Source organism: Methanothrix sp. (assembly GCA_029907715.1).
Taxonomy (GTDB): domain Archaea; phylum Halobacteriota; class Methanosarcinia; order Methanotrichales; family Methanotrichaceae; genus Methanothrix_B.
In genome coordinates, this window is sequence record JARYLI010000035.1 from 1 (window position 1) to 1,740 (window position 1,740).

Below are 1,740 nucleotides of genomic sequence, written 5' to 3' on the forward strand. Positions count from 1 at the left end.
TCTTTTGGTTGGGTCACCAACACATACAACACATCTGCCATATTTTACTTCCACCATACCACATCATATTTTCCATACCCTACAAAATAAAATTCCCCCCACTCTTAAAATAGGGAAAACACGTTGGATGTGTTGGTGGGCGATAGACGACCATTAGATGTGTTTGTTTTGAACAATATCTGCATGAAAATCGACATCCTTGGACCGCCATAAAAGCAAAATTATGCAAGAAAAATTTTAAAAGCACAATTATATGCCTGCCGGTCTTAACCGATGACGCATGCGCATCGATATGTGATTATTTAATTTGGTATGCAAAGGACCGAAACAAAGTCAAATATCGGAAGCTTTTGCGCGAGAAACAAGCCGAGGACCTGTGGATGTTTGATCATGTAGAGTCCCCAGACGGATTAGTTCGGCCTGCTAGAGGTTTGAGAGACTTCCTACAGGGTTGGAGCAAGCTTCATATAGAGGATCTGAGTTCCAAAACACCGTCTAGAACCACTATCGGAGTGTAACTATGAGGGAATTAATAGCCAAATTAAAGCCTTCAGTTGGTTTTGTCGAATCTGGTGATTCATGTGGCACGGGTTTCCTCATAAAAGATGACGGCAGTTTTCTAACCTGCAACCATGTACTTACAGGTAATAATGCGACAGTCATTTTGGGGCAAAGAGAATTTCCAGCTGAAATCTTATGTAGGTGTGATGAATACGACTTTGCAGTCTTGAGACTACATGCCGGTAATAATCAGTGGGATAAGATACTAGAACTCGGAACATTCGCCGACGTAGAGGAAGGGGACGAGCTACTTATACTTGGGTTTCCTGCAGGCCAATGTGTTTTAACTGCAATTCGCGGAATGGCCGCCGCAAAGATCAAAATCAAATATGTTGACGCAATCAAATTTGACGCTACAGTCATGCCAGGACTCAGCGGAAGTCCATGCATCCATGTTCCTTCGGCAAAGGTGATCGGCGTCGTCTCAATGCAGGTTTCCGCCAGTGCGGTCTTAGGGGACACCCTAAATCAGATAAAAAAACTTGTTAGGGATGCCGACAGCCTTAGGGAACAAGCTAAAAATACAGCTGCGGATTTGGAAAAGCGTCCTGGTGTTCGGATAAGTGGTATTGATACAAATTTAGCCTTGGCGTACATCTTCAAACAAATTGAAAACGTAGCTGCTGACTTTAAGGCTGTCGGGGACAGCTTAGATCAATTTGCCAAGAAGATTCCACTGGGTATGGGTTATGCCATATCCATAGATCACTACAAGGAGCGTGCAGCAGATGCTGGTCGATAATCCCATACTCAATTTCCCTTTTAAAGAACCAACTCGCTACTGGGCATACGAAGAAGGTCAACCAGTGCTAAAGGAGGGGCGTCGACCGGCAGGTTACTATCTCAGGCTTCACACTCGAGGGCCCCAGACGTCCTTGCTGGAGGAAGAGTTCGTTTCAATGGAACTTGTGAACACCATTCGAGAGCGTGTTAAGGAAATGGCGGGAGAGGAGGTAGCCTAGTGTCACACCACTCACCCGCCAGCTGCTGAACCACTGGAACCGTCTGAGCGTGAACGAAAGTTTTTCTTCTGTCAGCGAGAAGCTGTCGAGACGCTAATCTGGCTGGTGGAACCTGCATTTCGCATTAACGGTGATTTTCGAAACAATTTCCTGGGATGGGGCGTGTGGCAAACGTTTTAAGCTGCACCAAGGGTTTTGTTCTGAGGAGCAGCTTAGA

At 45.5% G+C, this 1,740-nt stretch carries 1 protein-coding gene; it reads left to right on the forward strand.

The genetic code is table 11. From position 1 onward, the window contains the following. Positions 1 to 520: 520 nt before the first annotated feature. Positions 521 to 1,303 carry a serine protease gene (locus tag QHG98_09695; GenBank protein ID MDH7597985.1) on the forward strand — a complete coding sequence of 261 codons (783 nt, stop codon included), beginning with the start codon at positions 521 to 523 and terminating at the stop codon, positions 1,301 to 1,303. Positions 1,304 to 1,740 lie beyond the last annotated feature (437 nt).